This window comes from Xanthomonas axonopodis pv. maculifoliigardeniae, assembly GCF_041519315.1.
Classification (GTDB): Bacteria; Pseudomonadota; Gammaproteobacteria; order Xanthomonadales; family Xanthomonadaceae; genus Xanthomonas; species Xanthomonas euvesicatoria.
The window spans coordinates 3,052,220-3,078,394 of sequence record NZ_CP167998.1; the positions used below are offsets into that span (position 1 = coordinate 3,052,220).

Genomic DNA, 26,175 nt, shown 5'->3' on the forward strand with positions numbered 1-26,175 from the left:
GGCTTACTGCGACGTGTCGGCCTTGTACCGTGCCATGGTGTCCTCGATGCCCTTGCTCAACTCCATCACCTTGAGCGCATATTCGGCCAGGCGTTGATCTTCCGGGGTGTCGGGCCGCCAGGACGGCACTTCGACCGGGGTGACCCCGTCCGGGTCCATCGCCACGAACACGATGATGCAATGCGTGCACAGGCGCGAGTCGCCTCCCATCGGACTGCGCGCGCGTACGTCGATGGCCAAATGCATGCTGCTGCGGCCGGTGTAGACCAGCTTGGCCGACACCGCCACCAGATCGCCGATGCGCACCGGCGCCACGAACCGGATGCCGCCCACCGCCACGGTGACGCAGTAATGCCCGCTCCAACCGCTGGCGGCGGCAAAGCCAACCTGGTCGATCCACTTCATCACCACGCCGCCATGCACCTTGCCGCCGAAGTTGACGTCGCTGGGCTCGGCCAGAAAACGAAATGTCAGATCACGCTGTTGGCCAATCACCGCCCGCCCTCGTCAATGGATGAGCTGGAAGTGTGCCATGTGGTTGAAGCTCGTCGTACCCGCGACGCGATGGCCATACCGGTCGACGTGAGCGCCTACGAACATCGGCCGGCACACTCCTCGTTGCCATTGCTGTCCATCAGCGAATGCCGGATGCCTTGAAATTCATATGCGAGCGTGAGCAGGGTCATCGCCAGATCGCCCGACGCACACTGCCCGGCTTTATCAAACAACACCCACAAGCACCCTCAACCGCCAAGCACCCCAGGGTTGTCCCGCTTGCGCAGACACAGCCATGGAAAATGCGGCTGCGACACGCTGAGCGCCTTTCGCGCACGGGCACTCCAACAACGCGGGTCGAATAACCACTGCACCGCAAAGCGCTCGAACGTCGCGTAGGTATGCTGGTGGTAATGCGCGGCCAGCTCCGGGACGCCCAGCTCGGTGAAGTAGCGCAGGCTGCGTGTGGCACTCTCCTGGCCGCGCTGCGGCGTGGCGTAGAGCGGGCTATCGAGAATATGCAGCTCGCCATCCTCGCGCAGATGCGCGAGCAAACGTTCGATCAACGCGCCAGGATCAGCAAAATATTGCACGCAGGCGGGTAGCACGATGATGTCGAATACGTCGCGCGGCAGTGCCACGGTCTGGATGTCGCCAGCGATGAAACTCAGGCGCGCTGCATGGCCGAACACGCGTGCGGCCTGGGTGAGCTCGGTGCGATTGACGTCGATGCCGCAGACCTCGCGTTGCAGCGACTGCGCCAGCAAGTGCGATAGCCAGCCATTGCCGCAACCGAGTTCGAGGATGGCGCCCTCGCCGGCATGCGTGCCCAGGTGCTGCACCAGCAAACTGCTCGACAGCGCGCGCACGCGCCATTCCAGCGTTGCCGCCAGTTTTCCGCCCGGACGCGGCAGGCTGCGCACCTGCGCATCGGTGTACAGCCGGCCTTCCTTGCGCCGGATCTCCAGATAGCGCGTCTCGAAGGGGTCGCCGGCCAAGCCGCGCTGCACGAACACGCCATCCATGCGCTGCAGCTCGGGCAGCTGCTGCAGCCGTTCGCGCAGGAGTGGAGATCCGGCACGCATCAAGCCGCCTCAGCGCAGTGGTCTGGCGCTGTCGGCCGGCGGTTCTTCCAGCCCCACATTGGTGGAGGCGGAGTCGTAGATGCGCTTGTCGAGCAGTCCGGTCTCCTTGGCCACCAGCACCGGCACCAGCATCTGCCCGGTGACATTGGTCATGGTGCGCATCATGTCCAGGATGCGGTCGATCGCATACAGGTAGCCAATCACTTCCAGCGGCAGATTGGCCGCACTCAGCACCACCGTCGCCATGATGACGGCCGTGCCCGGTACGCCGGCCGTGCCGAAGCTGCCGAGCACCGAGGCGATCAGCACCACGAAATACTGGTTGGCGGTCAGCGGCACGCCGGTGTATTGCGCGATGAACACCGCGCATAACGCCGGAAAGATCGCGCCGCAGCCATCCATCTTGATGCTGGCGCCCAGCGGTACCGCGAATGCGGCGTAATCCTTGCTGACCCCCAGGTTATGCGTGATCGAACGCATTGCCACCGGCATTGCCGCAAAGCTCGACGAACTGACGAACGCCACCTGCATGCCAGGCGCGGCACCGCGGAAAAACTTCCACGGGTTCAGCCCATGTGCGAGCAACAGGCTGCTGTAGACCACCACAATGTGGATCGCGCAGGCCACATACAGCGCCAGGACGAAATTGCCGAACGGCAGCAGTTTCGAAAAGCCGTAGCTGCCGACCAGGCCAGCGATCAGGCCAAAGGTGCCGAGCGGAGTCATTTCCAGCACGAAGCGCGTCACCTGGATCATGATGTCGCTCATCTGCCCGGTGAGCTTGCGCGCCTCGGCCACCCGCTCGCCGAGCTTGACCATTGCAAAGCCCAGCAACGCGGCGAAGAAGATCACCGGCAGGATCGAGCCACGCCCCGCCGCCAGCACCGTTTCGCCGGCCGCGTTGGTCTTGGTGCCGATGCCGGTCAGTGCGTAGAACGGATTGGACGGCACCACATCCAGCAGCACCTGGACCGGGCTTGGCACATCGCGCGGCTTCCAGGCCGAATCCACGCTCAGACTGAAATGGCCGGCGCCCGGCTGCATGATCGTGCCGACCGCCAGGCCCACGCCCACCGCCAATGCTGCGGTGATGACAAACCATAAAAACGTGCGTCCACCGAGTGCGGCAACCGACTTTTGCCCGTGCAAGGACGAGATCGCATTGATCACCGCGAAGAACACCAGCGGGATGGCGATCATCTTGATCAGCGTGACGTACAGGTCACCCAGCGGACCGAACCACACATCGGCCGCCGGACCCATGGCCCAGCCGACCAGCGCGCCGAGGACGAAGCCGGCCACCACGCGCTGCCAGAACGGAATGCGCAACCAGGCCGCAACCAGTTTCATGTCGTCGAATCTTCCGGGGGGAAAGTGCATGCACCATAGCCCAGGGCTGCCCTGCCCGCGAGACCACCGCTGGAACAGCGCTGTGTCATCGGTGTGACACCACCCAGCGCGGCATAATGGGGATTGATTCAGCCACGAGTTCGATGCCGATGCGTTACCGCCTGCCTACCCTCGCCGCCCTGACCACGCTGTGCGTCGCCGCCTGCGCCTCCACGACCGGCAGCAGCACCTCCGCACCCGCGTCGGTCCGCGTGGAGGTACCGCCGGTGGCGCACCCGGCGGGCGAAACCCCGCAGTGGTGGTACCGCTCGGGCGCCGCCCGTGCCGCCGGCAACGGCGCCATGGCCGGCAAGGCGCGCAACGTGATCCTGTTCCTGGGCGATGGCATGAGCCTGACCACGGTCGCCGCCGCCCGCATCCTGGACGGCCAGCGCAAGGGCGGGCCGGGCGAAGAAAACCTGTTGTCGTGGGAACAATTCCCCGCCACCGCTTTCAGCAAGACCTACAACACCGACTCGCAGACGCCGGATTCGGCCGGCACCATGACCGCGATCACCACCGGCGTGAAGTCGCACATGGGCGCGATCGGGGTCAGCAGCGGCAACCGCAGCGACTGTGCCGACAGCTTGAACAAGGGCCTGCTGAGCTGGCTGCAGCTGGCCGACAGCGCCGGCATGGCCACCGGCATCGTCACCACCACGCGCCTGACCCACGCCACGCCGGCGGCAACCTATGCGCATTCGCCGGACCGCAATTGGGAAAACGACACCGACCTTCCCGAATCGGCCCGTGCTGCCGGCTGCCAGGACATCGCCCAGCAATTGCTCTCCACCGCCCGCTACGGCCGAGGCCCGCAAGTGGTACTGGGCGGAGGACGCAGCCAGTTCCAGAGCGTGCAGGAGCGCGACCCGGAATACGACGACAAGGTGGGCCTGCGCCTGGACGGCCGCGATCTGGTGTCCGAATGGAAACAGGCGCACCCGCAGGGCGCTTATGTCTGGAACGAGCAGCAGTTGCAGGCAGCGTCCGGTGCACCGGCGCTGCTGGGCTTGTTCGAGCCGGACCACATGCAGTTCGACCACGACCGCAACCGCACCCCGCAGGGCGAGCCCAGCCTGACCGAAATGACCCGCACCGCGATCCAGTCGCTGTCGCGCGACCCGAATGGCTTCGTCCTGATGGTCGAAGGCGGCCGTATCGATCACGCCAACCACGCCGGCAATGCCTACCGCGCACTCGACGAAACCGTGTCGCTGTCCGATGCCGTACGCGCTGCCGTGCAGACTGCGCCAGCGGACACGCTGATCATCGTGACTGCCGACCATTCGCACACGCTCAACTTTGTTGGCTACCCGGTGCGCGGCAACCCGATCCTGGGCAAGGTGCGCGGCACCGGCGGCGAAGAAGGCGACCGCAGCCAGCTGGCCACCGACCTGGCCGGCCAGCCATACACCACGCTCAGCTACGCCAACGGTCCCGGCTACACCGGTGCCAGCAATGCGCAGCCGGCCGGCCCCAAGAAATATCCGCACGAACCCAGCAGCAGCGAGCCGGCTGCCGGCCGCCCGGACCTGACCCACGTCGACACCGAGGCCCCCAGCTACATGCAGGAAGCGCTGGTGCCGACCAAATCCGAAAGCCACGGCGGCGAAGATGTCGGCATCTGGGCCACCGGCCCCGGCAGCGCGGCATTCCGCGGCACGCTGGAAGAGAACGTGATCTACCACGTCATCGTCCAGGCCACCCCGCGCTTGCGCGAGCGCCTGTGCAAGGCAGGCACCTGCGATGCCGCCGGCGTGCCGGTGGAATTGCCCAGGCCGGCCACCTTCGAGGCTGCGGTCAAGCGCTGATGCGCGGGCGGCGCTGCGGCGATGGCGGGCGAGCTGGCGCGTGATGCGGTTGCCGCATCGCCGCTCGACCTGCCCGCCTGGCGTCGCCACCGCCATGTGCAATCGCGCCTGCGAACAGCCGCAGTCCCCAGCCGTTGGTGTGGTGCTCGGATGGGCCGTAGCGGAACGATGCGGTGACCGCGCACGGCAGCACGTTGCAGCCCAGACTGCAGCTGCGCACGGTTGTTCGCGCTACGGGGCGCCGGGAACGACGGAATCGTCGATGGGTCCCAGGCAGAGAACACCCCGGGCAGGCGGCCGACACGCAATCACGCAGCAGGGATGGCATCTGCTCGCCGAGCGCGCAGGAGCCGCTGCGAGATTGCGCCTATGCTGACCGGCACCCCGCTCCTGTTGCCAGCCACCCCGCCCGGCCCGGTGCTGCTGGCCTATAGCGGCGGGATGGATTCCAGCGTGCTGCTGCATCTGCTGGCGGCGACGCCACGCTATCGGCACGCAGGATTTCGCGCGCTGCATGTGCATCATGGGCTGCATGCCGATGCCGATGCCTGGGCCGCGCATTGCCAACGCACCTGCGACACGCTGCAGGTGCCGTTGCAGATCGTGCGGGTGCAGGTGGCACGCGACAGCGGTCTTGGGTTGGAAGCGGCAGCACGCCACGCGCGCCATGCGGCGTTCGCGCAGGCGCTCACTGCTGGCGAATGGCTGGCGCTGGCGCACCATCGCGACGACCAGGCGGAAACCTTCCTGCTGCGTGCGCTGCGTGCGTCCGGCCCCGAAGGCCTGGCGGCGATGCGGCCGCAGCGCCCATTCGCCAGCGGCACGCTGTGGCGCCCGATGCTGGCGCACGCCCGCGCCGATCTGCTCGCCTACGCGCATGCGCAAGGCGTGCGCTGGATCGAAGACCCCAGCAATGCCGACCTACGCCATGACCGCAATTTTCTGCGCAGCCAGGTCGTGCCGTTGCTGCAGCAACGCTGGCCGCAAGCACCCGACGCGTTGGCGCGCAGTGCGCAACTGAGCGCCGATGCCAGCGCATTACTGCTGCAGCAGGACATGGCGTTGTTGCCGAGTGTGCGGACCGCAAGCGGCGCGCTGGATCTGCAGGCATTGCGCGCGCACCCCGTGGAACGAAGGGCACGGCTGTTGCGCGCCTGGGTGAGTGCGGCGCACGCGCCGCCGCTGCCTGCGCAAGGCGTGGCCGCACTGGAACGGGAAATCGACAATCACGCTGCAGATCGGCAGGCCTGCTTTGCCTGGCAACAGGTAGAAGTACGCCGCTGGCGCCAGTACCTGTTTCTGCATCGCCACGCTGCGGCCTGGCCGTCGGACTGGCACGCGCAGTGGGACGGCGCAGCGCCCCTGCACCTGCCCGACGGTGCGCAGTTGCGGTTGCTCGGCGCACCCGGGCTGCGCTTTGCGCAACCGCTGCTGGTGCGCGCACGCCAGGGCGGCGAGCGCATCGTGCTGCCGCAGCGCACGCACTCGCACCAACTCAAACACCTGCTGCAGGCGCTGGATCTACCGCCGTGGGAGCGCGGGCGCCTGCCAATCCTGTGGGACGGCACGCAGGTGCTCGCCGCCGGCGACTGCATCATTTCCGCCACCTTGGACGCATGGTTGCAGACCAATGCCGCCGCGCTGCAATGGCGCGCAGCTGCCGACGCGAATTGACCCGCCTGCGCGCGCGCCGCACACTTTAGCGATGGCCAAGAAGTCTTTGAACGAAACGTCCCCGGTTGCCCGCTTCGAACAGTCGCTGGAAGAACTCGAGCAACTGGTGCAGAAGATGGAAGTCGGCGATCTGAGCCTGGAGCAATCGCTCACGGCCTACGAGCGCGGCATCGGGTTGTACCGTGATTGCCAGCAGGCGCTGGAACAGGCCGAACTGCGCGTGCGCTTGTTGACCGACCCCGCCCGCCCCGAGCTTGCCGAAGCCTTCGAACCGCCGTCGCTGGACGGCTGAGGTGAGCTCGGCGCTGTTCGACCACTGGATCGCCCGCACCGAACGCAGCCTGGAGGCCGGCCTGCCGCGCGCCACGCATGCACCGCAGCGCCTGCATGCAGCGATGCGCCATGCCGTGCTGGGCGGGGGCAAGCGCATGCGTCCGCTGCTGGTCTACGCAAGCGGCGCTTTGTTCGGCGCTGCTGAGGATCAGCTCGACACGCCCGCGGTGGCGGTAGAGCTGATTCACGCCTATTCGCTGGTGCACGACGACTTGCCGGCGATGGACGACGACGCGCTGCGGCGCGGCCAGCCCACCGTGCATATCGCCTTCGATGAGGCCACCGCGATTCTGGCCGGCGACGCCTTGCAGACGCGCGCGTTCGAATTACTCGCCACTGCCTCTGCCAGCGCCGAACTGCGCGTCAGCTGGATGCAGAGCCTGGCCACTGCTGCGGGCGCGGCCGGCATGTGCGGCGGCCAGGCGCTGGATATCGATGCGACCGGGCAACTGCAGTCGCTGCAGGATCTGCAACGTATGCATGCGCTCAAGACCGGCGCGTTGATCCGTGCGGCGGTCCGGATGGGCGCACTCACCGGAGGTGCCGCGGCGGCCGACCAGCAGCGTCTGGACGAATTTGCCGACGCCTTGGGCCTGGCCTTCCAGGTGCGCGACGACATCCTGGATGTGGAATCGAGCTCGGCGCAGCTGGGCAAGACCGCCGGCAAGGACGCGGCGCAAGCCAAATCCACCTACCCCGCCCTGCTGGGGATGGATGGCGCCAAGGCGAAGCTGGCCGAGCTGGCCGCGCGCATGCACGACGTCCTGCAGCCCTATGGGCAACCAGGCGAGACGTTGGCCACCTTGGGCCGGTTTGCGGTGAACCGCGCGCACTAGGCGCAGTTGCCAACGCCGCTACACCGCAGCGAGCAGGAACGGCCGATGCCCGAATCGATCTGAAGTTTCCCGCGTGCCGCAATGGCGCGCCGGTGGCTCGCGCAGCCACATCTGGACGATTTGCGACATAAAGCGGACGCGCCGGACACGATTTGCGCACTCCGTGCGCCAGCGCACGGTCAACGTCTGCATCGGGGGCGTGCAAGCGGCGAACTGGGTCACACATTGCAACTTTTCTTGGCTGCGTTTGTGTCATGCGTTGACACATTCGGAGTTGCAGCACATGACCGATCGCACATTTTAAAGCTGAATTGTCGACATCCGTGCTATTTCAGCGGCGTTCATAAGTTCGCTACGAACAAAAATATTCGCAATTGAATACTTGTCGCGTCCGCTCGTCCTGCCTAGGTTTGGCTTGCCCGCATCCGCGGACATCCCCCGATCACACGGAGAGTCACTGGTGAAGAACGTTTTTCTCGCATCGTTTGCAGCAGGCACGCTGGCCGTTGTTGGCGTCCTCGGATCGGCCCAGGCGCAGTCCGTGCGCGGCCCGGTTCCGTTGACCATCGAACTGTCGCCAGTGGCCGACCAGGCTGGGCGTCATCAGGGCAAGATCGCCGTCACCGTCACCAATAACGGCAGCCAGACCGCACGCGTGCCGACGTACCAGCTGCCGCTGAAGTCGCTGGATAACGGCATTCTGGAAGTGAGCCGCGACGGCAAGCCGGTGGACTACACCGGGCGCCTGGTCAAGCGCGGCCTGCCCAAGGCCGCCGATTTCACCATCCTGCAGCCAGGCCAGAGCGTGAAGGGCGAGGTCGATCTGGCCGGCGCCTACGATCTGTCCACCAGCGGCAACTACACCATCCAGGTGCGCTCGGCGCTGCAGTACGCCTCCTTTTCCGACGGCAGCCTGATGAAAGCCGCCAGCGGCGAGCCGGCCGTGGCCACCAGCACCCCGCTCACCGTGTGGCTGGACGGCGTCAACCGTGGCGTACAGCGCCAGCTCGCAGTCGGCCCGACCGCCGTGGTCAACGGCATCAATTACCTCAACTGCAGCACCACCCGCACCAGCCAGATCGCCAGTGCCGTCACTGCCGCGCGCAACTACTCGCAGAACGCGCGCAACTACCTCAATGCCGGCAGCACCGGCGCGCGCTACACCACCTGGTTTGGTGCCTATAACGCCTCGCGCTACAGCCGGGTCAGCTCGAACTTCGTCAACATCGACAATGCGCTGGACCAGAACAACGGCCAGATCACCATCAATTGCGGTTGCACCGACAGTGCCTTCGCGTACGTCTACGCCAATGCACCTTACGAAATCTATGTCTGCAATGCGTTCTGGAGTGCATCGACCACCGGCACCGACTCCAAGGCCGGCACGCTGGTACACGAGATGAGTCACTTCACGGTCGTTGCCGGCACCCAGGATCGCGTCTATGGCCAGTCCGGCGCGCGCAGCCTGGCGATCAGCAACCCGGCGCAGGCCATCACCAACGCCGACAGCCATGAGTATTTCGCCGAAAACACCCCGGCGCAGAACTGATCGCTCCATCGCCTGATACGACAAAGGCCCGGCATCGCTGCCGGGCCTTTGTCGCTTCCACCGCGCCGGTTACTTGATCAGGCGCAGCGCGAACGGGTAACGGTAATGCTCGCCGTTGTTGGCCTTGACAGCGGCCAGGATGCACAGCACCAGGTTGGCAATCCACACCAGCGTCGGCAAGAAGAACAGGATGCCGAACGAGACAATGGTCAGAATGATCGCTGCCACGGTGGCAATGAGCACGGTGATCTGGAAATTCAGCGCTTCCTTGGCTTGATCGGTCGCGAACGGCTTGGACGGGCTGGCGTCCTTGCTGATCAACCAGATCACCAACGCACCGACGAACGAGGTCACGATGCCGAGCAGATGCGCGGCCAGCGCGAGCGTACGCTCCTCCGACGGACTGGTGCTGACCGGTGGCGGTGGCGGTGCGGCGTGCGATTCGAATTCGCTCATCATGTCTCCCCGTGCATGGTTGTGGTGCGGCGGACTATAGCAACGATTCAGCCAGCCACCAGTGCGGAAAGACATGGGTGCGCGGCCCGGCCATGGCTGCAATCGGCCGCGCCATGGCGAAAAAGACCACCCTGCCTTAGTGCGAGCGGGTGCCGCCCACAAGACGCAGAGGGCTTATTCACGCGCGTCGCAAGGTGCGTAGGTAGCGCTCGCACGTCGCGCGCGCCGCCGCAAGATCCATACCCCATTGCGCATATCGCATCGGAGACAGCGGCGGTGACCGTGACCTGCCCGCTTCGGCGTTACGCAGATGCATCGTCAGGTGCGAGCGGCGGCTCGTGAGGCGTGCGCCTACACGACAAGCCGCCCGGAAACCGGGGAAGCCGACACAGCGGTACCGCTCAGCTGTCGCCTGCCACCGTCATGCGGTTGATCAGCACCGAGCCGATCTTGACGTGCGAGCGCGGGTCGACATCGCTGCCCACCGCTTCGATGCCGGCGAACATGTCGCGCAGATTGCCGGCGATGGTCAGGCCATCGACCGGGTAGGCAATCACGCCGTTTTCGATCCAGAAGCCGCCGGCCCCGCGCGAATAGTCGCCGGTGACGGGATTGACGCCGTTGCCCATCAGTTCGGTGACCAGCAGGCCGCGCGACATGCCGGCAATCATCGACGCCAGATCGCCCGCATTGGCGGTGACCTGCAGGTTGTGGACGCCACCGGCGTTGGCGGTGGTCTGCAGGCCCAGCTTGCGCGCCGAATAGCTGCCCAGCACATAGCGCTGCAGCACACCGTCGCTGATCAGCGCCGAACGCCGCGTCGCCACGCCTTCGCCGTCGAAGGCGGCCGAGCGCAAACCGCGGCGCAGGTGCGGCAGCTCTTCGATGTTGAACCAGTCCGGGAACAACGTGCTGCCGACGCTGTCGAGCAGGAAGCTGGCACGGCGATACAGCGCGCCGCCGGACACCGCGCCGAGCAGGTGGCCGACCAGCGAGCGCGCCACTTCCGGAGCGAACAGCACCGGCAACTGACCGGTGGGCAGCGAACGCGGCTGCAAGCGCGCCACGGTACGCGCGGCGGCATGGCGGCCGATGGCGTCGGGCGCTTCCAGGTCCTCGCGTGCCAGTGCACTGCTGTACCAGCCATCGCGCTGCATGCCGTCGCCCTGCCCGGCGATCAGCGCGCAGCTGATCGAATGATGGGTACCGCGCTCGCGGCCGATGAAACCATGCGAATTGGCGTACACCGACAGGCTGAGCCCGGTGCTGGCCGAGGCGCCGTCGGAGTTGCTGATGCGCGCGTCGGCGTCGCGGCCGGCGGTTTCGCAGGCCAGCGCCAGATCCACGGCGGTATCGGCGTCCAGCGCCCACGGATGCCAGCTGTCCAGCTCGGGGAACTCGCGCGCCATCAACTCCGGGTCGGCCAGGCCGGCGGCCACGTCGTCTTCGGTGAAGCGGGCGATCGCGCAGGCCTGCGCCACGGTAGATTCCAGGCTTGAATCCTGCAGGTCGGCAGTGCTGGCACTGCCCTTGCGCTTGCCGAAGTAGACCGTGACCGCAATGCCACGATCGCGCGTGGATTCGACCGTCTCCACATCGCCCAGCCGCACATTGACGTCCAGGCCGCGCTCTTCGCTGCAGCTGACTTCGGCCTGCGTGGCGCCGGCGGCGCGCGCGCGCTCGAGCAGGCGCTGGGAGATGTCGGTGAGCGCATCCAGGCGCTGCAGGCTGTCGTCGGTGACGCGGATTTCGGAGGAGAGTGCGTTCAATGCTTTATCCTTGGAAACGCGGATCCGTCCGCGAAAGCCCGGCCATCCATGACCGGAATGTTTGAATTCGGTGCGGAGTTATTCCGCCGACGCCCGGCCGTTCGAGGCCGCAGATGTTTATCAACCAAGTTTCGGGATGTGGTGGCAATGCGCGGACGCGATGAAGAGACCGGTGAATTTCGTGGCGCCAGCCGCAGCCAGCAGCGGCGCGAGGCGCTGGAGATTTTCGACCTGGGCGAAAAGCTGGTGGCGCTGACCCCGGCGCAGCTGGCCAAGTTGCCGGTGCCCGAATCGCTGATCCCGCATATCGAAGAGAGCAAGCGCATCACCTCGCATATTGCGCACAAGCGGCAGCTGGCGTTTCTGGCCAAGCACATGCGCCGCGAGGACGAGCAGACCCTGGCCGCGATCCGCGATGCGCTGGACGCCAACAGCGATACCGCGCGCCGCGAAGTGGCGGCGATCCACCGGGTCGAACGCTGGCGCGAACGCCTGCTGGCCGAAGGCGACGTGGCGCTGGCCGAACTGCTGGAAGCCTACCCGGCCGCCGACCGCCAGCAACTGCGTCAACTGGTGCGCAACGCGATCCACGAACGTGCCAAGAACAAGCCGCCGCGCGCCTACCGCGAGCTGTTCCAGGTGCTGCGGGAGCTGTCTCAAGAGCAGGGATTGGAGCGTGGGGATTCGGGATTGGAAGACGACGAGTCGGCGGCGGAAGGCGACGAGTAAGGATTCACGGAAGCGGCGGCGCAGTCGCCCGGCAGTGATCGCAGACCGGCCCGACTTCCACCGCCAATTCCTGCTGCGACGCATCGAGGTCGACGCGCCGTAAGCGCCAGACACACGGCAACGGACTGCCGCTGCGACGACCTCCAAATCCCGATGCCGCAAGCGCATCGGGACCAGTGCATCGCAAAGGCCTGACGCACTGCTTTGCGCTCCTGCCGCTACGATTCCCAAATCCCGATTCCCGATTCCCCGCATCTCAGGCCTGCGTTCCGCCGACCGTGATGCCGTCGATCAGCAGCGACGGCTGGCCGACGCCGACCGGCACGCTCTGCCCGTCCTTGCCGCACACGCCCACGCCTTCGTCCAGCGCCAGGTCGTTGCCGATCATGCGCACCTTCTGCATGGTTTCCGGGCCGTTGCCGATCAGGGTGGCGCCCTTGACCGGTGCGGTGACCTTGCCGTCTTCGATCAGGTAGGCCTCGGTGGCCGAAAATACGTATTTGCCGCTGGTGATGTCGACCTGGCCGCCACCGAAGTTCACCGCGTAGATGCCCTTCTTGACCGAGCGGATCATCTCTTCCGGGTCGTGCTGGCCGGCGCGCATGTAGGTGTTGGTCATGCGCGGCATGGTCAGGTGCGCGAACGATTCGCGGCGGCCGTTGCCGGTGGGCGCCACGCCCATCAGGCGCGCGTTGTGGCTGTCCTGCATGTAGCCCACCAGCACGCCGTCTTCGATCAGCGTGGTGCACTGGCTGGGCGTGCCTTCGTCATCGATATTGAGCGAGCCGCGGCGCCCGTCCAGGGTGCCGTCATCGACGATGGTCACGCCCGGCGAGGCCACGCGCTCGCCGATGCGGCCGGCGTAGACGCTGGTGCCCTTGCGGTTGAAATCGCCTTCCAGGCCGTGCCCCACCGCTTCGTGCAGCAGCACGCCGGGCCAGCCCGGGCCGAGCACCACCGGCATCACCCCGGCCGGCGCCGGGATCGCGTCCAGATTCACCAGTGCCTGGCGCAGCGCTTCGCGCGCAAACCCTTCCGGGCGGCCGTCGGCGAACAGTTCGGCATAGCCATAGCGGCCGCCGCCGCCGGAATAACCGGATTCGCGCCGGCCGCCCTGTTCGACGATCACCTGCACGTTCAAGCGCACCAGCGGCCGCACGTCTGCTGCCAGCACGCCGTCGCTGCGGGCGATCAGCACCGTGTCCACGCCGCCGGACAGGCTCACCATCACCTGCTTGACGCGCGGGTCGGCAGCGCGCAGGAACTGGTCGATCCGGCGCAGCAGGTCCACCTTGGTGGCGCTGTCCATGTCGTCGATGGGATCGGTGGCCGGGTACAGCGCACGGCCATTGCCGCGTACCAGCGCGCGGGTGGATTGCGCCCCGCCCTCGCGCGAGATCGCGCGCGCGGATTGTGCCGCTTCGAGCAGGGCATCGCGGTGGATGTCGTCGGAATAGGCGAAGCCGGTTTTTTCGCCGGCGATTGCGCGCACGCCCACGCCTTGTTCGATGGAATGCGCGCCGTCCTTGACGATGCCGTCTTCCACGCTCCAGCTCTCGCGCCGCGAATGCTGGAAATACAGATCGCCGAAGTCGATGCCCGGGCCCAGCAGGGCGCCGAAGGTGCGGTCAAGATGGCCGGCGTCCAGGCCGGAAGGAAGCAGCAGCCGGGTTTCGGCCAGAGTGAGAGCGTTATCGGTCATGTGGTCAGGATGGGGCCCGCGCGCCGGGGAGACAAGTCGTTCGGCTGAACATGCGCACGGCTATCATCGCTGGCCAGTTCTTCACCGGTCGCCCGCGCATGAAGCTCATCGCCTACGTCCTGGATGGCCATACGCTGGACATCCGCCCTGCCCCGCACGAGCGCGCGTGGATGGATGCCACCGACCAGCGCTACGCCTACCGCTGCCTGCCGCTGGCGATCGCCAATGCGCATGGCTGGGAGCTGCTGTGCCAGTCCGGTTTCGAGGCCAGTTGGGACGGCAGCGACGCACTGGCGGCGATCAGCATCAGCGCCGATGCCAACACGCAGGCACCGGCGATCAGCCACTTCGGCTATGGCGTGCTGACCTTCCACGTACCGTGCCTGTTCCGCACCGACACCGGCATCGACCTGTTCGTTACCGGGCCGCTGAACCGCCCCAAGGACGGCATCGGCGCGCTGAGCGGCATGGTGGAAACCGACTGGAGCCCGCATACCTTCACCATGAACTGGCGCTTCACCCGGCCCGGGCGGGTGCGCTTCGAGGCGGGCGAACCGTTCTGTCATCTGTTCCCGCTGCAGCGGCAGTTGATCGAGCAGGTGCAGCCGCAGTGGAAGCCGCTTTCCGAAGCGCCGCAGCTGGCGCAGCAACACGCCGACTGGACATCCAGCCGCACGCGCTTCCTGGACGAACTGCCCGATGCGCAAACGGCGGCGGCACGCGAAAAATGGCAGCGTGGCTATTTTCTTGGTGTGGCCGCACCCGGGCAGCCGCCGGTGCCGGGGCATCGGTCGCGGCTGCGCCTGCCGATGTTTACCCGTGCCGGCAGCGAGGACGCGCCCGCGGAGTGAGGCCGACGGAGTCCATCAGCGCTGCGTCGGATCTGGCTTGCCGGACCTGCCGGAGGGGGCGGCCGGTTTGCTCGGCGCCCGCTCGCGCGCCTCGCGCTCCACCACGTCCACCTGCGGGTCTTTCCACGGCCCGGTGACGTGATAGGTCTTGGCACCGATCGCACCCAGCGGTTTGCCGAGCACCGCGTTGGCCGCTGCGCCGACAGCGGCCCCCACCGGGCCGCCGGCCACTGCGCCGACCACGGTCAGCAGGTTGCCGGCCTTGGGGTTCACGTCCACGGTCTGGTCGAAGGTCTGCGCGCGCAGGTCGGTCTGGCCTCGGATCGCGATGTCGGCAGCCGGGCCTTCGATGCGGATGGCATCGGTCCGCGCGAAGCCCTCGCCGAAGCGCACCTCGCCGGCCAGCTTGTTGAAGGCCAGCCCCTTGGAGAAGAAATCGCGGAAGTCGAACATCAACCGGCGTGGCAGCTGCGCCACGCTCAGCAGGCCGAGCACGCGGCCGGCGCCCGGGTCCACTTCCAGCAATTGGCCATTGCGCACATCGACCTTGAGGTTGCCGTCCAGCGAGCCGAGCGCGAAACCGGTTGGTGAGCCCTGCCAGCCGGCATTGAGCTCCAGTTGCCCTTCGCCGCCGCGCAATTGGCCGCCCAGGGTGAGGTTTTGCAGCAGATTGCCCAGGTTGCGGCTGTCCACGCGCGCCGACAACCGCGTGCTGGCCGCCTCGCCCTTGCCGCGCCAGGCCCCGGTGAGGCCGATGTTCTGATCGTCCGAGCGCAGTTGCAGCTGATCCACCTGCATGCCATCGGTGAGCCGGCTGCTGCGCAGGGTGGCTGCGCCGAAGGTCATCTTGCCGATCTGCAGATCGTCGATATCCAGCGCCAGCGGCGGGATCGACACTGGGTCGAATTCGGCCACGGCACGACGCGCGGGCTCCGGCAACGCGCCTGCCAACGGGTCGCCGGGCTCGGGCGCGGCCGGCTCGGCAGGCGCCTCCACCGGCTGCCAGTGCACGGTCTTCAACGTGCCCTGCACCGTTGCGCCGTCGGCATTGGGCACGGTGAGCTGGCCGGCCAGCGAGGGGCCGTCCAGCGTCACCGCCACCGTGTCGCGGGTGGGGCGCAGCCGCAGACGCGTCTGCGGGAACACCCCACCGATCATCAGCAACCGGTCTGCCTGCACATCCACCTGCTGCAACGGCATCGGGTCTTTGGCGGGCACGGCCGGCTGGCCGGGCAACGGTGGCATGTCGGCGTCGCCGCTGCTGCCGCGCGCCAGGCTGATCCAGTCGATCGCATCCAGCGAGGCGGCGCGGCCGGTGACCACCAGCCCGTTGGCGGGTGGCCGTTCGGTGACGGTATCGGTGCCCATCACCACACGCACGCCGGTCTGCGCGCCATGGCTGCTGGCCTTGAGCGCCACCAGCTTGCCGAACCCCACATCGATGTCGCCATCGCCCAGCGGCAGCGCGACCCTGACCCGGGTGTCCAATGGCTCGCTGGCTGCCTTGTCCAACGGCGCGGGCAGATCCAGCGTGGTGCCGACCAGATTGGAGCGCAGCGTCAGCACCGCGTTCGCATCGGTCTGCCCCGGCGGCGGCAGTGGCACATCCACGCCCACCTGCCATGGCGCACTGCCATGCACGTACGGGCGCAGCCATTCCATCTGGGGTGCACGGTCGAACAGTTCCCTGGCATCTAGGGTGGCGCCCAGACGTGCTTCGAAAGCTTGCCTGGGGTCCTGCACCAACCCGCCGGCGCGCAACGACAATTCGCCGCTGCGGCCTTCGTGCTGCACGCTCAGCCGCTCGGCGGCAAAGCCGGTGTCGCGATACTCGGCCTGCCCGCTGACCTGGTCGAAGGCCAGGTCCCAACGCGCGTCGGCCAGCTTGGCGCCCTGCAGGGCCACCGTGCCCTGCAGATGGCCGCCGGCACCGTGCGTCCGCAAGGGGCGCAGCAGGTCGAAGGTCACGGCGGCCGGCCCGGACACGGTGAGATTGCGCAAGGTGTCGCCATAGCGCCGCTCCAGCGGACTCTTGCGCAACATGCCGAGCAGTTGCGCCGCATCGGCCTGCGTGGCGGCGCGCACGTACAGTTCGGAGGTGGCAAAGCTGGGAATACCCGCTTCCAGCTGCGCGACCGGGGTACCGGCCAGATCACCCTGCCCCTGCAGCGAGAAGCCGTTGCCGATGAAGCTCAGGTTGGCCTGGACCTGCTCCATCGCCGGCCAGTCCGGCTGGAAGCGGATCACGCCATCGCGGATCTGCCCGAACGCTTCGAAGCGCCCGTCGTTGTTGTCGAACGGCCAATCGTCCAGATCGCCGCTGACCAGGCCAGTGCCGCCGGTGACGGTGCCGCCGGCCACGGCCATGTCGAGCCAGTCGATGGCGGCCTCGCTCATCTTGGAGCGGATCCAGAACTTGCGCGCCACCGGCAGCGCCACATCGTCCAATTGGGCCGCCAGCTGCATGCGCGGGCGGCTGCCATCGCCCTGGAACCACAGCCCGCCACGCACGTTGGCGCCGTAATCCCTGCCCTGCACGCGCAGCGCCGGCGTGGCGACCTGCCAGCCCGCGCCTTCGCGCCAACCGACGATCTTGCCGGCCAGCTGGATCTCGTGCACCACGCCGAAGCCGGTCGGCCAGTCGAAACGCAGCGTGGCGTCGGGCGCGGGATCCAGCTCGACGCCCTGCGCATCGCCATCGAAGGTGCCGCGCAGGCCACTGATGCCAGGCGCATTGCCCACCGGCAGAAACCCCAACGCTTCGATCTGGCCCCGCGCGCGCAGCGCGCCGCCTCGCTCGCCGGCGACCTGCAGGTCGGCCACGCGCAGCTGCGGTTTGGACAGGCTCAGCCAACGCCGCAAGGCGGGCGACAACTGCTCGCTCAAGGCGGCAGCTGCAATCAGGCCCGAGACATCCACATGCTTGCCCACCACCGCATAGCGGCGCCCGCCGGCAATGCTCAGCCCGTCCAGGTGCTGCAGTTGCGCTGCCGGGCCCAGGCGCAGCAGCGGCGCGTCCACGCGCCAGCCGCCATCGATGGTCTGCCAGCGCGCACGCGCCTGCAGCCGTTCCCAGGTGAGCGTGCGCCGCGCGGTCTCGTCCGGCAGCGCGGCCCCGGACAGGCGGAGCTGCTGCAGGTCGACATCCACGCTCACTGCAGCGATCCGGCGTGCGCGCAATTGCGCCCAGGCCTGCAAGCGCCCACCACCGCCCTCCACGCGCATGCCGCCGAACTGCAGCAACGACGCCCATGCGGACAGGTCGGCCGGATCGGCTTGCACATAAGCGCTGCCGTCGCCGCTGTCGCGATCGAATTCCAGCACCGCCGTCAGCGGCGCGCGCGTGAGATCGATCCAGCTACGGCTGCCCACCTTCACCGTCGAGCCGCTGACGCGCAGGCGCAGGTCGATGCGCGGCAGCGTGGTGTCCAGGCCGATCGAGGGCGCGGCCACATGCAGTCGGGCTTCGGCCAGCTGGATCTCGCCCAGCCGGCGCAGCGCATCCAACGGATCGGAGTTTCCGCCGCTGGGCATGCCCTGGACCGACCACACACCGTCGTCGCTGCGCTGCAAGGTCAGCGCCAGGCCGCGCAGGCGTATTTCGGTCAGCGAATGGCCCGGCAGCAACCCGGCGTACATCGCCAACAGCACCTCGGCCTGGCCGACGCGCACCTCGCCGTGCGGACCGATACGCAGCCCATCCAGCCGCAGCAGCGGACCGCGCCGGGTCCATTCGGTCTGCAGCCGGTCGAACGCAATCGGCTGACCGGCACGCTGGCTCAGCCACTGCGCAATCTGCTGCGGATGTTCCTCGGCCAACGGCAGCGCCTGGCTGGCCGCGCCCACCAACAACGCGACCGCCACCAGCGCAAGCGCGCAGGCAGTGATCGCATAGCGGCGAAACAGACGAAGACGGCGGCGCAGCGGGGTGGGCATCAGGAGCGGGGATTGGGCATTGGGCATTCGGGATTGGTTACAGCGTGTCCAAGCACGGTAACGTCAACGCTCCTGCTGGCCGCACATCATGACGGGGCCGGCTTTTACAAATCCCGAATCCCGGATCCCCAATCCCGAACTCACAGCAGCACCACATCGAACTGCTCCTGCAGGTACTGGTCGTCGGACTGAAAGCGGATGCTCTTGCCGAGGAACTCTTCCAGTTCGGCCACGGCGGCGGACTCTTCCTCGGTGATGCGGGCGACCACTTTCGACGAGGCGATCACCAACAGGCGCGCGGCATCGAACTGGCGCACGGCGCGGGTGATCTCGCGGAAAATTTCGTAGGTCACCGTTTCGGCGGTCTTGATGGTGCCGCGCCCGCCGCACTGGCTGCAGGTTTCCGAGAGCTGGCGCTCCAGGCTTTCGACGGTGCGCTTGCGGGTCATCTCCACCAGGCCCAACGGCGAGAACTCATACACCGTGGTCTTGGCATGATCGCGCGCCAGCGCTTTTTCCAGGGTGCGCAGCACCTGCCGGCGGTGCTCCGCATCGTCCATGTCGATGAAGTCGATGATGATGATGCCGCCCAGGTTGCGCAGGCGCAGTTGCCGCGCCACCGCCTGCGCGGCTTCCAGGTTGGTGCGGAAGACGGTTTCTTCGAGGTTGCGCTGACCGACGAACGAGCCGGTATTGACGTCGATGGTGGTCATCGCCTCGGTCTGGTCGATCACCAGATAGCCGCCGGATTTGAGCGGCACCTGCTTGTTCAGCGCGCGCCCGATCTCGTCTTCAACCCCGTACAGGTCGAAGATCGGGCGGTCGCCGGTGTACAGCTCCAGCCGCTCGGCCAGCACCGGCATGTACTTGGCCACGAACGCCTGCAGCTGCACGAAGGTCTCGTTGGAATCGACCTTGACCTTTTCCACGTCGCGGCGGATCAGGTCGCGCACCGCGCGCAGCGGCAGGCTCAGGTCTTCGTAGATGATGCTGCACGGCGGCGCTTCGCGGCCGCGGCGCTCGACCACGTTCCAGACCCGCGACAGGTAGGCGATGTCCTCGGCCAGCGCCTCGGCCGGCTGGCCTTCGGCATTGGTGCGGATGATGTAGCCGAAGCCGCCATGCTGGGCCGAGACCTCGCTGACGATGGTCTTCAGGCGCAGCCGCTCGGCCTCGTCTTCAATGCGCGCCGACACCCCAACCACCTTGGACTGCGGCAGCAGCACCAGATAGCGCGAAGGGATGCTGATCTGCGTGGTCAACCGCGCACCCTTGGTGCCGATCGGATCCTTGACCACCTGCACCACGATCTCCTGGCCGTCGCGCAGCAGCTCCACGATCGGCACCGAGGCCGGCGGCGGCGGCGGGATCGGGGTTTCTTCGGTATCGACCACGCTGGCTGGTGCCGGTGCCAGACGGACCACGTCGTTGGCGTGCAGGAACGCGGCACGCTCCAGCCCCACTTCGACGAAGGCAGCCTGCATGCCCGGCATCACCCGCTGCACCTTGCCCTTGTAGATATTGCCCACCACGCCCCGGCGCCAGCCGCGCTCGATGTGCAGTTCCTGCAGCATGCCGTTCTCGATCACCGCCACACGGGTCTCGCGCGGGGTGACGTTGACCAAAATCTCTTCCGACATCAATGCGCTCCGAAGGCTGTGAGCAACTGCGAGGTGTGGTACAGCGGCAATCCCATCACGCCGGAATAGCTTCCGGACAGATGGCGGATGAAGCGTTCGGCGCGGCCCTGGATCGCATAAGCGCCAGCCTTGCCCATCGGCTCGCCGCAGGCGGCGTAGGCGACGATCTGCGCATCATCGAGCGTGTCGAAGGTGACCTCCGACACCACCAATGCCTGGGCCGGCGCGCGCTGTGCGCAGACTAGAACCACCGCCGTGAGCACCTGGTGGGTGCGCCCGGACAACGCGCGCAGCATGGCAACGGCATCGTCCACATCGACCGGTTTGCCGAACACCCGCTCGCCCAGCACCACCTCGGTATCGGAGCCCAGCACGATGGCGTCGGGGTCGGCGGCCTGTACCAGCGCCAGCCCGGCATGCGCCTTTTCCAACGCAACGCGCTGCACGTACTGGTCGGGCGATTCATCGGCTGCGCGCAGCTCGGGCACATCCAGTTGCAGCGTCTGGAACGGCACATCCAGGCGTTGCAGGAGTTCTTGTCGGCGCGGCGAACGGGAAGCGAGATAGAGCATCCGTCCAGCATACCTGTTGCCCGCACTCGCCCGCTTGCCTGGTGAACGCACACACCGTTGCCGACGGCGCTGTCGTGCTCGACTCACAACATATTCATCGAGCTGCCAACACGCTCGCCACACAGACAAGGAGATCTCATGCGTACCCATCTCAAGCCGTTGTTGCTGGCCCTGTCCATCGCTGCCGGAACCGCCATGACTGCCCACGCCCAACCCGCGTCCAGCTACACCATTCCCAGCGACGGCACCCTGCTCAATGTCTCGGCCGAGGCCGAAGCCAAGCGTGTGCCGGACATCGCCACGCTGTCTGCCGGGGTGGTCACCCAGGCCGCCGACGGCAACGCCGCCATGCGCCAGAACGCCGAACAGATGAGCAAGGTCATGGCCGCGGTTAAAGCTGCCGGCATCGCCGACAAAGACGTACAGACCAGCGGCATCAATCTGAGCCCGCAGTACACCTACAAGGAAAACGAAGCGCCCAAGATCAACGGCTACCAGGCCAGCAACACGGTCAGCCTCAAGGTGCGCGACATCACCCGCCTGGGCAAGGTGCTCGACGCCCTGGTCGCGCAAGGCGCCAACGACATCAACGGCCCCAGCTTTTCGATCGACCAGCCCGAGCCGGTCTACGACGAAGCCCGCGTTGCCGCACTGAAGAAGGCCCAGGCGCGCGCCGAAACTTACGCCAAGTCGCTGGGGCTGAAGGTGCGCCGCATCGTCAGCATTTCCGAAGGCCGCAGCGGCGGCGCAGTCCGCCCGATGATGATGGCCGCCTCGATGCGCTCGGCAAAGGCCGAGATGGACACCCCGGTCGCCCCCGGCGAGAGCACCTTGTCGATCAACCTGGATGTGACGTTCGAGCTGGGGCGTTGACAAGGCAGACCACCGTCAAGCCACTGCGTTTGCACTGCCCTCCTCGGAGGGCAGTGTCGTTTGTACGCTCGGTAAAGCGCACCGCACCTCCGACCGTTGGCAGTCGCTGATGGTGACCAGTCACTAGCGACTAGCTACCTCTCTAAAACAAAGGCACTACTTAGGTGCAAGTGCCCACAGTCACAACGACTTATCCTGAATGCGCGTTTTCGGCTGTTTGTGCTTAAAAAAACATGAAATTTAGCGAAATCATTCTTTAAGCAAGCGCGACCGCTCTCTAGCATCGATTGTCAGCGCACCGTCATCTTCGTGACGGCGCCCATCTGGAGAGCGATAGAGATGACCAGCCACGCCGCGCGGCAACGCCGCCCGTTTCGTTCCACGTCGCCTGCGCGCTATGGCCGCATCAGCATGCTTGCGCTTGCCCTGAGCGGCGCCGTCGGCATGCTCGCGACCGGCACTGCAGCCGCGCAAAGCACCACTGCCGGCATCTACGGAAGCGCGCCGGCCAGTGCAGGTGCAACGGTCACCGCGCAGAGCGACACCGGTTTGACGCGCACGGCAACGGTCGATGCCAATGGCCGTTATGCCATCGGCAACCTCCCGGTGGGCACCTATACCGTCACCCTGCAACGCGAAGGCCAGGCCGCCGAGACCCGCAAGAACATCGCACTGCGCGTTGGCGCCGGCACCGATGTGTCCTTTGGCAGCGGCAATGCGTCCGACGACACAGCCACCCTGGGCACCATCACGGTGACCGGCAAAAACATCTCGCCGGTGGACGTCTCCGCCACTGCTTCGCGCACCGTCATCACGGCCGAGCAACTGCAACGCTTGCCGCTGGCACGCTCGGGCGAAGCGATTGCGCTGTTGTCGCCTGGCGCGGTACAGGGCAGCGGCTATTTCGGCAACGCCATTTCCTTTGGCGGCGCCGGCGTGACCGAGAACGCCTACTACCTCAACGGCTATCTCAGCTCCAATCCGCTGACCAACATCGGCGGCGTCACCCTGCCCTACGGCGCCATCGACCAGCAGGAAACCTATACCGGCGGCTACAGCGCCCGCTACGGCCGTTCGGCAGGCGGCGTGCTCAGCCAGGTCGGCAAGCGCGGCACCAACGAGTGGCATTTTGGCGGCCAGATGCTGTGGCGGCCGAAGAGCCTGTCCAGCGACTACAAGAATGTCTTTTATCCGAATACCGCACCGCCTGCCGGCTATGAGTACAGCGATGAAAGCCTGCCCGGCACCTTGTACCGCAGCCGCAAGGACGACCAGGCATGGAATACGGTCTACAGCGCCTACGCGGGCGGCCCGCTGATCGAGGATCGGCTCTTCGTTTTCATCGCCGCCGAACAGGAACGCACCGAAGGCGCGTCGACCGCCAGCCGCGACAGCCCGGTCATCGGCCGCAACAACTACCGCATTGATGAGCCGAAGGTCTACGCCAAGATCGACTGGAATATCAACGACAGCAACGTCCTTGAATTCACTGGCGTAAAAAACAATTACCGCGAGAGCGGTGTCTATAGCGCTTTCAATGGCTACGACGGCATCACCTCGGATGCAGACGATGCATTCGCCGACACCGTGAAGGTCAACGACCGTTACTACATTGGCAAGTACACCAGCTACATCACCGACGCACTGACCTTCAGCGCGACCTACGGCAAAAGCCAGCAGAGCGACTATCGCAACAACCCGAGCACAAATCCGTATCTGTATTCCGCCAACCTGCAGGACCCCGCCGTCACTGGAGGTACCGAGATCCGTAACAATCAGACTTCGTCTCAAGGACGCGACGGCGAAAACCGCACGCACGGTCTGCGCCTGGATCTGGAATACGTGCTGGGCGCCCATACGCTGGCCGCGGGCGTCGACAATATGTACTTCAACGCCGACAACGAGGGCGTGGTCACGACCGGACCGGGTTATACCTGGACCTACGGTAATTCGTCGCGTCCGGATTTGCCGATCAGCGGTTCGCTAGGCGTTGGTCCGGCAGGCGGCAACGGTTACTACGTGTATCGAGGCGTTTACAACACGTCTACCAGCATGTCGGTCCGACAGAAGGCTTACTTTCTGGAAGACAAGTGGCAGGTGACCAACAACCTGTTGCTGACACTGGGCGTACGCAACGACAAGTTCACTAACTTCAACGATGCCGGCACGCCATATGTCGAAAGCGGCGACCAGTGGGCGCCGCGCCTGGGCCTGAGTTGGGACGTCTTTGGCGATTCGTCATTGAAAGTCTACGGTAACGCTGGCCGCTACTATCTGGCCCTGCCCAACAGCGTCGCCATCCGCGGTGCATCACCATCAACCTACACCCGCGAGTACTTCAATTACACGGGCATCGACGCGCAAGGCAATCCCACCGGCCTGACCCCGATCGCAGTCGACCCAAGCGTGGGTTTCTCCTGCGGGGGCAACGTGGTCTCCTCCAATCAGGAATGCGGCCAGCCGACCGACTCGGCCAGCGTTGCCGCCCGGGATCTCAAGTCGATGTACCAGGATGAGTTCATGGTCGGCTTCGACAAGACGCTCGGCAGCGACTGGGTTACCGGCGCCAAGTTCACCTACCGCAACTTGGGCACCACCATCGACGATGTCTGCGATTCGGACAAGATGCGCACCAAGCTGACTGCGATCGGCGTTGACCCCAGCACCGTCAATGTTCCCGGCTGCGTCATCTTCAACCCGGGCGAAACCAATTCCTTCAGCCTGGCCAACCTGGATGGTTCCGGCCGCACCGCGGTTTCGATGTCGTCGGCCGATTGGGGCTTCGACAAGAAGGCCAAGCGCAAGTACCTGGCACTGGATCTGTTCCTGCAGCATCCGTTCGACGGCAAGTGGGAAGGCCGCATCGATTACACCCTGTCGCGCAACTTTGGGAACACAGAGGGCCAGGTGAAATCCGATATCGGGCAGACCGACGTGTCCAAAACCCAGGACTGGGATGCCGCTGCGCTGATGTGGTATTCCGGCGGCTACCTGGCCAACGATCGGCGCCACCAGATCAAGATTTACGGCTCATACCAGATCGCATCGGAATGGCTGATCGCGGGCAATATCCGCGTCCTGTCCGGAACGCCGCGGTCCTGCCTGGGCTATGTCAGCACCAACGGCACTGATGAGTCTTCCGATGCGGGCGACCCGGTCGGTTACGGCTCGGCTTATCACATCTGCAACGGCCAGCCATCGCGTCCTGGCGACGCCGGCCGGTTGCCGTGGACCAAGATCGTCGACCTGGGCCTGACCTACCGCCCGGCATTTGCCGACAAAAAACTGGCCGTTACCCTGCAAGGCTTCAACATCTTCAACGAACGCAAGCCGCTGCAAGTGGACTCCACCTGGGAAGACAGCCCCTACACCCTGTCCAACACCTATGGCATGGGGGTCTATTTTACTCAGCCCCGCTACGCCGTGCTGTCCGTGTCGTACGACTACTGACGCACTCTCCCGTCAGCGTCGCTTCCCCAGCCCTGCGAAGGGCTGGGCTTTTCTTCGATCCACGCCCAGCTTCGGCTGGGCGTTTTGCTTGCGCGGATGAGTGCCGCGGCTGGTCCATGCGATATGCGTGAGCCGCAACGCATCCCCAAGCACCATGAAAACGACGCGTGCCGCGTTGACGGCTCGATGCAACCCCGCGCATTTGCGCGGCGCTTGTGCGGTTGCCACCACTGCGGTAAACCTACGCCACCGGATGGTGATGTGCGTCCGGCTCGCGCTGGTCCTTTCCGCAGTTCCGTTCTGGAGGTGGATGATGGTTCGCACGCAATCGAAGGTTTCTTCCCGTCCCCTTGGCATCGACCCCTCCCGCGTTCTGGCGATGAGCACGGCCGTGGCATTGCACCTGCTGGCCGGCGGGTTGTTGCTGATTCCGCTCTCGCACCGGGCCATTCCGCAGCAGACCGCGCCAAAAGAGCGTTGGCTCATGCCGGTCAGCATCCCGACGCCGCCACCGCCGCTGGTGTTTCCAGTCGAAGTAAAGTTCACGCCGAAAACGCATTCACCGACCAAGACGCTGCCGGTGCCGGTACAGACCCCGGTGGTCAGTGAACCCTCCGTTGTCGACAGCGCACCGGCTGCCGTTGCCGCAACGGTCTCCGACGCTGTTGCAGACAGCGCTCCGACAACCACCGCACCCAGCGGCCCAGTCGAAGCAGGGCAATTGCAGTATCTGAGTTCGCCCGCGCCGAGCTATCCGGCGGCTGCACTGCGTGCAGGGCAGCAAGGCACGGTGGTACTGCGCGTACTGGTTGGCACCGATGGGCGTCCGGCCGAGGTGAGCGTGCAGACCAGCAGTGGTCATCGCGTGCTCGACCTGGCCGCGCGTAGCCAGGTGCTGCGCAGCTGGCGCTTCCAGCCGGCGATGCAGAACGGCCAGGCCGTGCAGGCCTATGGTCTGGTGCCGGTGAGCTTCTCGCTGAACTAAGTGGCGACTGGATGCGGCGGCCTGCAACCGCAGCCGCCGC

At 66.2% G+C, this 26,175-nt stretch carries 19 protein-coding genes; 10 read left to right on the top strand and 9 right to left on the bottom strand.

Features of this window, described 5'->3' with window-relative positions; all coding sequences use genetic code 11:
- Positions 1–3: 3 nt before the first annotated feature.
- From ACDH77_RS13220 to ACDH77_RS13230, 3 genes are all read right to left on the bottom strand, one after another.
- Entirely contained in the window at positions 4–495 is a 492-nt protein-coding gene (locus tag ACDH77_RS13220; RefSeq protein WP_014090559.1) for an acyl-CoA thioesterase, read from the bottom strand.
- Positions 496–743: 248 nt separating this feature from the next.
- Positions 744–1,580, bottom strand: coding sequence for a bifunctional 2-polyprenyl-6-hydroxyphenol methylase/3-demethylubiquinol 3-O-methyltransferase UbiG (locus tag ACDH77_RS13225; protein WP_031423376.1), 837 nt, complete (start codon positions 1,578–1,580; stop codon positions 744–746).
- A gap of 9 nt (positions 1,581–1,589) precedes the next feature.
- Positions 1,590–2,930: a dicarboxylate/amino acid:cation symporter gene (locus tag ACDH77_RS13230; protein WP_014090560.1), complete on the bottom strand. Its 1,341-nt coding sequence runs from the start codon at positions 2,928–2,930 to the stop codon at positions 1,590–1,592.
- A gap of 143 nt (positions 2,931–3,073) precedes the next feature.
- Here ACDH77_RS13230 and ACDH77_RS13235 point away from each other — a divergent pair, with 143 nt between their 5' ends.
- The 5 genes from ACDH77_RS13235 (at position 3,074) to ACDH77_RS13255 (ending at position 9,172) form a co-directional block, all read left to right on the top strand.
- Entirely contained in the window at positions 3,074–4,780 is a 1,707-nt protein-coding gene (locus ACDH77_RS13235; protein ID WP_071117675.1) for an alkaline phosphatase, read from the top strand.
- Between the two features lie 369 nt (positions 4,781–5,149).
- Entirely contained in the window at positions 5,150–6,454 is a 1,305-nt protein-coding gene (tilS, locus tag ACDH77_RS13240) for a tRNA lysidine(34) synthetase TilS (RefSeq protein WP_209261213.1), read from the top strand.
- Between the two features lie 31 nt (positions 6,455–6,485).
- Positions 6,486–6,746, top strand: a complete 261-nt coding sequence (locus ACDH77_RS13245) for an exodeoxyribonuclease VII small subunit (RefSeq protein WP_003486852.1) — start codon at positions 6,486–6,488, stop codon at positions 6,744–6,746.
- Between the two features lies 1 nt (position 6,747).
- Complete coding sequence (locus ACDH77_RS13250; protein ID WP_014090564.1) at positions 6,748–7,623, top strand: polyprenyl synthetase family protein; 876 nt, start codon at positions 6,748–6,750, stop codon at positions 7,621–7,623.
- A gap of 460 nt (positions 7,624–8,083) precedes the next feature.
- Positions 8,084–9,172 carry a M35 family metallo-endopeptidase gene (locus ACDH77_RS13255; RefSeq protein WP_011347989.1) on the top strand — a complete coding sequence of 363 codons (1,089 nt, stop codon included), beginning with the start codon at positions 8,084–8,086 and terminating at the stop codon, positions 9,170–9,172.
- Between the two features lie 69 nt (positions 9,173–9,241).
- On the opposite strand, the gene ACDH77_RS13260 is transcribed toward ACDH77_RS13255, so the two are convergent.
- Positions 9,242–9,703, bottom strand: a complete 462-nt coding sequence (locus ACDH77_RS13260; protein WP_031423388.1) for a DUF4870 domain-containing protein — start codon at positions 9,701–9,703, stop codon at positions 9,242–9,244.
- Positions 9,704–10,029: 326 nt separating this feature from the next.
- Positions 10,030–11,397 (bottom strand): metalloprotease PmbA, encoded by a 1,368-nt coding sequence (pmbA, locus tag ACDH77_RS13265; protein WP_209261214.1) that lies wholly within the window; start codon positions 11,395–11,397, stop codon positions 10,030–10,032.
- Positions 11,398–11,544: 147 nt separating this feature from the next.
- Between pmbA and yjgA the strand changes: the two genes are divergently transcribed.
- Positions 11,545–12,126 (top strand): ribosome biogenesis factor YjgA, encoded by a 582-nt coding sequence (gene yjgA, locus ACDH77_RS13270; protein ID WP_008573162.1) that lies wholly within the window; start codon positions 11,545–11,547, stop codon positions 12,124–12,126.
- 256 nt (positions 12,127–12,382) lie between these two features.
- Here yjgA and tldD read toward each other — a convergent pair whose 3' ends face one another.
- A complete protein-coding gene (gene tldD / locus ACDH77_RS13275; protein WP_011347993.1) occupies positions 12,383–13,828 on the bottom strand; it encodes a metalloprotease TldD in 1,446 nt (481 codons plus the stop codon).
- A gap of 98 nt (positions 13,829–13,926) precedes the next feature.
- On the opposite strand from tldD, the gene ACDH77_RS13280 reads away from it, so the two are divergent.
- Positions 13,927–14,679, top strand: a complete 753-nt coding sequence (locus ACDH77_RS13280; RefSeq protein ID WP_218488738.1) for a DUF6065 family protein — start codon at positions 13,927–13,929, stop codon at positions 14,677–14,679.
- A 15-nt stretch (positions 14,680–14,694) separates the two neighbouring features.
- Here ACDH77_RS13280 and ACDH77_RS13285 read toward each other — a convergent pair whose 3' ends face one another.
- The 3 genes from ACDH77_RS13285 to ACDH77_RS13295 form a co-directional block, all read right to left on the bottom strand.
- The gene (locus ACDH77_RS13285) at positions 14,695–18,615 is read right to left on the bottom strand and encodes a YhdP family protein (RefSeq protein ID WP_372353492.1); all 3,921 of its coding nucleotides are present in this window, start codon (positions 18,613–18,615) and stop codon (positions 14,695–14,697) included.
- Between the two features lie 140 nt (positions 18,616–18,755).
- On the bottom strand, positions 18,756–20,255 hold the full coding sequence (gene rng / locus ACDH77_RS13290; protein WP_031423396.1) for a ribonuclease G: 1,500 nt from the start codon (positions 20,253–20,255) through the stop codon (positions 18,756–18,758).
- Positions 20,255–20,827 (bottom strand): Maf-like protein, encoded by a 573-nt coding sequence (locus ACDH77_RS13295; protein WP_031423398.1) that lies wholly within the window; start codon positions 20,825–20,827, stop codon positions 20,255–20,257. The genes rng and ACDH77_RS13295 overlap by 1 nt, the downstream gene beginning before the upstream one ends.
- A gap of 138 nt (positions 20,828–20,965) precedes the next feature.
- On the opposite strand from ACDH77_RS13295, the gene ACDH77_RS13300 reads away from it, so the two are divergent.
- From ACDH77_RS13300 to ACDH77_RS13310, 3 genes are all read left to right on the top strand, one after another.
- Positions 20,966–21,700 (top strand): SIMPL domain-containing protein, encoded by a 735-nt coding sequence (locus ACDH77_RS13300; RefSeq protein ID WP_008573166.1) that lies wholly within the window; start codon positions 20,966–20,968, stop codon positions 21,698–21,700.
- A gap of 339 nt (positions 21,701–22,039) precedes the next feature.
- Positions 22,040–25,150 carry a TonB-dependent receptor gene (locus ACDH77_RS13305; protein ID WP_031423400.1) on the top strand — a complete coding sequence of 1,037 codons (3,111 nt, stop codon included), beginning with the start codon at positions 22,040–22,042 and terminating at the stop codon, positions 25,148–25,150.
- 310 nt (positions 25,151–25,460) lie between these two features.
- Positions 25,461–26,135, top strand: coding sequence for an energy transducer TonB (locus ACDH77_RS13310; protein ID WP_372353909.1), 675 nt, complete (start codon positions 25,461–25,463; stop codon positions 26,133–26,135).
- Positions 26,136–26,175: the final 40 nt, after the last annotated feature.